At 71.1% G+C, this 5,420-nt stretch carries 7 protein-coding genes and 1 pseudogene; 5 read left to right on the top strand and 3 right to left on the bottom strand.

Annotated elements, in window-relative coordinates:
- Both G6019_RS06340 and G6019_RS06335 read left to right on the top strand, forming a co-directional pair.
- Positions 1-285 (top strand): annotated as a pseudogene (locus tag G6019_RS06340) (prephenate dehydratase); the annotation flags it as partial.
- Positions 282-914, top strand: a complete 633-nt coding sequence (locus G6019_RS06335) for a histidine phosphatase family protein (protein WP_107755450.1) — start codon at positions 282-284, stop codon at positions 912-914. The pseudogene G6019_RS06340 and the gene G6019_RS06335, both read left to right, overlap by 4 nt.
- 40 nt (positions 915-954) lie before the next feature.
- Here G6019_RS06335 and G6019_RS06330 read toward each other — a convergent pair whose 3' ends face one another.
- On the bottom strand, positions 955-1,305 hold the full coding sequence (locus G6019_RS06330) for a metallopeptidase family protein (RefSeq protein WP_107755451.1): 351 nt from the start codon (positions 1,303-1,305) through the stop codon (positions 955-957).
- The gene (locus G6019_RS06325) at positions 1,302-2,354 is read right to left on the bottom strand and encodes a septum formation family protein (RefSeq protein ID WP_107757927.1); all 1,053 of its coding nucleotides are present in this window, start codon (positions 2,352-2,354) and stop codon (positions 1,302-1,304) included. Before G6019_RS06325 ends, G6019_RS06330 begins: the two co-directional genes overlap by 4 nt.
- 109 nt (positions 2,355-2,463) lie before the next feature.
- Between G6019_RS06325 and G6019_RS17660 the strand changes: the two genes are divergently transcribed.
- Both G6019_RS17660 and serS read left to right on the top strand, forming a co-directional pair.
- Positions 2,464-2,907, top strand: a complete 444-nt coding sequence (locus G6019_RS17660; protein WP_375292897.1) for an ankyrin repeat domain-containing protein — start codon at positions 2,464-2,466, stop codon at positions 2,905-2,907.
- A gap of 88 nt (positions 2,908-2,995) precedes the next feature.
- A complete protein-coding gene (serS, locus tag G6019_RS06315) occupies positions 2,996-4,255 on the top strand; it encodes a serine--tRNA ligase (RefSeq protein ID WP_107757928.1) in 1,260 nt (419 codons plus the stop codon).
- A 45-nt stretch (positions 4,256-4,300) separates the two neighbouring features.
- Here the strand turns inward: serS and G6019_RS17225 are convergent, their stop codons facing one another.
- Positions 4,301-4,831, bottom strand: coding sequence for a PaaI family thioesterase (locus tag G6019_RS17225; RefSeq protein WP_182612971.1), 531 nt, complete (start codon positions 4,829-4,831; stop codon positions 4,301-4,303).
- Positions 4,832-4,891: 60 nt separating this feature from the next.
- Between G6019_RS17225 and G6019_RS06305 the strand changes: the two genes are divergently transcribed.
- Positions 4,892-5,420: lysophospholipid acyltransferase family protein (locus G6019_RS06305; protein ID WP_182627221.1), on the top strand; the 529-nt coding region annotated here is incomplete at its 3' end.

Below are 5,420 nucleotides of genomic sequence, written 5' to 3'. Positions count from 1 at the left end.
GGCTCGCGACCGACCCGCGTCGAGCGGTTCACCTACCTCTTCCACGTGGACCTCGTCGGGCACATCGACGATCCCGTGGTGGCCGAGGCGCTGGCGGCACTGCACCACCGGACCGCCGACCTGCGCTTCCTCGGATCGTGGCCGGTGGCGGACGGGGTCGGAGCCGGTGCCGCGCCCCCGGATCGATCCGAGGCGATCCACTGGATCGACGGTCTCCGGCACGGGGTCGACGAACCAGGGGCCGGCGGACGAGGCACTCATCGGCAGGAGGGCCTCGACCCGTGAGCGCGCGACTACATCTGGTCCGGCACGGTCAGACCCCGTCGAACGTCGCCGGCGCCCTGGACACGGCGCTTCCCGGCGCCCCCCTCACCGACCTCGGGCGGGACCAGGCACGGACGGTCGGGGCGGAGTTCGCCGCGTCGGACATCGCACCGAGGGTGATCCTCAGCTCCGAGGCGGCGCGTGCCCGCGAGACCGCCGGACTGATAGCCGAGGCGACGGGTCTGCCCACGCAGGCCGTGCCGGGAATGTACGAGGTACAGGCCGGGCAGTTCGAGATGCGGACCGGGAGCGAGGCGCTGCTGGCGTACAACCGGCTCGTGCGCGACTGGCTGGAGGACGGCGTCCTCACCTCGAGCCTGCCGGGGGGCGAGAGCGCGTTGGCCGTGCAGGAGCGCGCGATGCCGGTGGTGTCCGAGCTGCGGGAGAGTCACCTGGACAACGGGACCGACGTGGTCCTGGTGGTCCACGGCACCCTCATGCGGATGATCGCCGTGTTCGCCGGCGCCGTCCCCTCACAGTGGGCGTTGGTCAACCGGATCCCCAACTGCGGGGTCATCGAATTGGCGCCGGACGGCGGCGGGTGGTCCTGCGAGCGGTGGGGCGATCACCTGGGCCGCCCGCCGTTCTGACGGACGCGCGGGCGGTGGGTGACCCGACGGGGGAGCCCGGTCAGCCCCAGCCCAGGGCGTGGAGAGTGTGCTCCTCGATCCCGAAGTGGTGGGCGATCTCGTGGATGACCGTCACCGCCACCTCGTGGACCAACTGCTCCTCGGTGGAGCAGAAGTCGCACAGCGCGCCCCGGTAGATCGTGATGGTGTCGGGGAGGAAACCCGAGTAGGTGGTGTCGCGCTCGGTCAGCGCCACCCCCTCGTACAGTCCCAGGAGCCCCGGCTCGTCCGGGTGGCGGTCGGCGATGAGCACCACCACGTTGTCCATCGCGGAGAACAGCGCGTCCGGTACGGAATCGAGCGCGTCGTCGACCAGCGCCTCGAAGCGGGACTCGGTCACGACGATGCTCACGGCGTGCCCCCGGGGATCGGGACGGACACGGTCCCCGGATCGGCGTCTGTCGGAGTCCCGGGAGTCCCCTGACCGACGCCGGGTGGCGGCACCTCGGTGGTGGTGGGGGGCACCGGGGTGGAACCGTCGATCAGGACGCCCTGCCGGGCGGAGCCGCGCAGCACCGCGAACGGCCCGGGATCGGCGGCCCGCATCAACCCGCAGTTGACGGTGCGGCTCCCCGTGGCCCACGAGATCTGCGAGATCGGATTGACCAGCGTGGAGATGAGGGTGGTCTGGCGCAGGGCCTCCCCGTCGCCGAGGTATGCGACCCCGGCCGCGAGGCAGGCGTCCGCGGTGAGCTCGGACTGCACCCTCGGCTCGGGCGGGTTCGGTTCCTCCGGGAAGAGGCCCGAGACGTCGACATCGGAGACCACTTCGATGGAGTGGTCCTCCGAACACGGCACGGGCGCACCGGGCAAACCCTCGTCGGTGAATCCGAGGCAGGTGCCCGGGTCCCACCGCCGGTGCTGGTCCGCCTCCGCGAACACCCCTGTCGAGGTGGTCGAGCGCCCGTCGAGCTCAGCGGCGGCGACCCCGCACAACACCGAGTGGTCGCCCTTGTCCCACCCCTCCTCGGACGGCGGCACGACCAACCCGGTGAACCGGCCCGCCGGGTCGACCTCCCGGCCGCCCGCGTAGCGGGTGATCATCGGTAGACACCGATCGCTGCCGATCGGGGCCAGCCTCGTGGTGTCCGGCAACGGGGTGTTCTCACCGAACCCGGGTACCCCGGAGAGGTCGATCCGGCCGGCGACCTCGAAGCGGTGGGGCTCCTCGCAGTCGACGGTGGTGAACGCCGTGACGCGGTCGGAGGCGTCGACCTGCCATGTCAGGCACGTTCCCGGGGCCGCGTCGGCGTAGGCGGGCCCGGACAGGGTCCTCGGGTCGACCTGCGGGACGATCGCCGCGATCCGTTCCGCCGTCGCGGAGTTGGGATCCCCCATCGCCGAGGCCATGAGGCCACCGGTGATCGCCCCACCGGACAGGATCGCGACGAGTGAGGCCATGACCGCACCCCGGGTCCGGAGCAGTGGCCGGCCCGGGTGTGGTGATCGCGAGGAAGTGATCATCACGTCCATGATGCCGCAACTTCGTCGCCCCGATAGGATTCAGGGCATGAGCGGACAGAACCGAGACGAGGCCGGCGGGCCGGACAGCGGAACCCGCGCGCCGCGCGAGGGGGTCGACCCCGAGGTCCTCGAGTTCGCACAGATGCTCTTCCAGCTCGCCCGGGACGGGGAGACCGAGCGGTTGGCCGCCTACGTCGACGCGGGGGTGAGCCCGGACCTCACGAACGAACGCGGTGACGCGCTACTCATGCTGGCCGCCTACAACGGGCACCCCGACACCGTCCGGGCCCTGCTCGCCCGCGGCGCGGAAGTCGACCGCGCGAACGACCGTGGTCAGACCCCGCTCGCGGGCGCGGTGTTCAAGGGGTACGGCGAGGTGGTGCGCGTGTTGTTCGAGGGCGGGGCGGATCCCCACGGCGGCACCCCCACGGCGGTCGACACCGCCCGGATGTTCGAGAAGGATGCCTTCCTCGAGCTGTTCGGGGTCTGACCCGACCCGTCGGCGCCGCCGGGTGGTGGCCCACGTGGGGTCGGACAGCCGATCCGGGTGGGCAGACCGGGCCGCTAGGCTGGTCGCCGTGATCGATCTCAAGCTCCTTCGCGAGAACCCCGACCTCGTCCGCGATTCCCAGCGCACCCGTGGCGAGGACCCCGCGCTGGTCGACCGACTCCTGGCGGCCGACGAGGCCCGGCGGGCGTCGATCTCCGCGGCGGACGGGGCGCGCGCCGAGCAGAAGGCGCACGGGAAGAAGGTCGGGCAGGCCTCCCCGGAGGACCGCCCGGCCTTGCTGGAGGCGGCGGGGGCGCTCAAGCAGGCGGTCAAGGACGCCGAGGAGGCGGAGAGGTCCGCTGCGGCCGAGGTCGACCGGATCCAGCGGATGCTCTCCAACGTGGTGGAGGAGGGCACGCCCGCCGGCGGCGAGGACGACTTCGTGGAGATCGAGCGGATCGGGCAGATCCCCGCCTTCGACTTCGAGCCGAAGGACCACCTCGAGCTCGGCGAGAGCCTCGGCCTGCTGGACATGGAACGCGGCGCCAAGGTGTCGGGTGCGCGCTTCTACTTCCTGACCGGGTACGGCGCTCTCCTGCAGTTGGGCATGCTGCAGCTGGCGGCGCAGAAGGCCACCGCCAACGGCTTCACGCTGATGATCCCTCCGGTCCTGGTGCGCCCGGAGATCATGCAGGGCACCGGATTCCTCGGCGCGCACGCCGACGAGGTCTACCGGCTCGAGGCCGACGACCTCTATCTGGTGGGTACCTCGGAGGTCGCACTCGCCGGCTACCACCAGGGCGAGATCCTGGACCTGGCGGACGGTCCCAAGCGCTACGTCGGCTGGTCCTCCTGCTTCCGGCGCGAGGCCGGCAGCCACGGCAAGGACACCCGCGGCATCATCCGCGTGCACCAGTTCGACAAGGTCGAGATGTTCTCCTGGTGCACCCCGGAGGAGGCGCATGAGGAGCACCTGCGGTTGCTGGCGTTCGAGAAGGAGATGCTGCAGGCCATGGGTCTGCCGTTCCGGGTGATCGACATCGCCGGCGGGGATCTCGGATCGTCTGCCGCCCGGAAGTACGACTGTGAGGCGTGGGTGCCGACCCAGGGTGCCTACCGGGAGCTCACGTCCACGTCCAACTGCACGACCTTCCAGGCCCGCCGGCTGGGAGTGCGCTACCGGGACGCCAGCGGCAAGCCGCAGACGGCCGCCACGCTCAACGGCACGCTGGCCACCACGCGGTGGCTCGTGGCGATCCTCGAGAACCACCAGCAGGCGGACGGCTCCGTCGTGGTGCCCGAGGCGCTGCGTCCCTTCGTCGGCCGGGACGTGCTCGAGCCCCGGTAGGCGTCGCTGGCGGGCGCCGCGGCCACACGCCGCCTCAGCGGTAAGTCAGGGGCGGAAGAGCATCATGACGCCGCTCGCACTGGCGCAGGTCCGACCGTCGGTGTCGAGGACCTTGGCCTGCACGACACACGTCGATCGACCCACGTGTTCGACCTCGGCGTGGATGGTCGCCGGGGTCTTCTCCAGCCGGAGCGCCCGGATGTACCGGACCGTCAGGTCGAGCGTGCTGTAGCCCACGCCCTCGTAGACGGCCGTCGCGGTGGCGTACCCGAGGGCGGAGTCGACCCATCCCGAGACGATTCCGCCGTGCACCGTTCCCCCGTTGTTCAGGGCCCATTCCCCGGGGGTCGCGGTCAGGGTGACCACGCGTTCGGCGACCGACGAGAGCGCCAGGCCGAGAGTGTGCGAGCCGGGGGAGAGGTGGTGCTCGCCGTCGACGATCCTCTGCAGCACCTCCAGTCCCGCGTGGGGGCTGCGGTCGGCCGCGCCGGGAAGCGGCGGCCAGGAGTAGTGGCGACTGTGCGCCGCCGTGTCGACCCGGTCGAAGGGCGCGTCGCGGGCCTCGTCGTCATCCACGGCGTCGAACCTACCGGCAGCCGGTCACGCCGTTGTGGACGGGCCGCTACGCTGGGGTCCGTGGAGCTGCTCTATACGGGGATCATCGGGTTCGCCCGGGCACTGTTCAAGGTCCAGGGTCTGGACATCACGATGCGCGGAGAGCGCAACTTCCCCGAGGTCGGCGGGGCCGTGGTGGTGATGAACCACACCGGATACCTCGACTTCGTCTACGGCGGCATCCCGGCGCGCGTGCACAAGCGGTTCATCCGCTACATGGCCAAGGTCGAGGTGTTCGACCACTCGGTGTCCGGCCCGATCATGCGGGAGCTCAAGCACATCCCGGTGGACCGCGCGGCCGGAAAGGCCTCGTTCGACGAGGCGGTGGAACGGCTCCGGGCCGGCGAGCTCGTGGGGGTCTTCCCCGAGGCCACCATCAGCCGCAGCTTCGAGGTCAAGGGCTTCAAGTCGGGTGCGGTCCGGATGGCACTCGCCGCCGACGTGCCCATCATCACCGTGACCCTGTGGGGGTCGCAGCGGGTGTGGACCAAGGGTCTGCCCAAGAAGCTCCTGCGTCCGAAGGTGCCGATCATGATGGAGGTCGGCGAGC

The sequence above is a fragment of the Dietzia sp. DQ12-76 genome (assembly GCF_014145045.1).
Lineage (GTDB): Bacteria > Actinomycetota > Actinomycetes > Mycobacteriales > Mycobacteriaceae > Dietzia.
The sequence above is the reverse complement of the archived record's forward strand: the minus strand, read 5'-3'. Positions and strand labels throughout refer to the sequence as shown.

Bases quoted from the DNA above. Each gene is read 5' to 3' on its own strand.
- G6019_RS17660 (WP_375292897.1), top strand. From the start codon at position 2,464: ATGAGCGGACAGAACCGAGACGAGGCCGGCGGGCCGGACAGCGGAACC.
- G6019_RS06325 (WP_107757927.1), bottom strand. From the start codon at position 2,354: ATGGCCTCACTCGTCGCGATCCTGTCCGGTGGGGCGATCACCGGTGGC.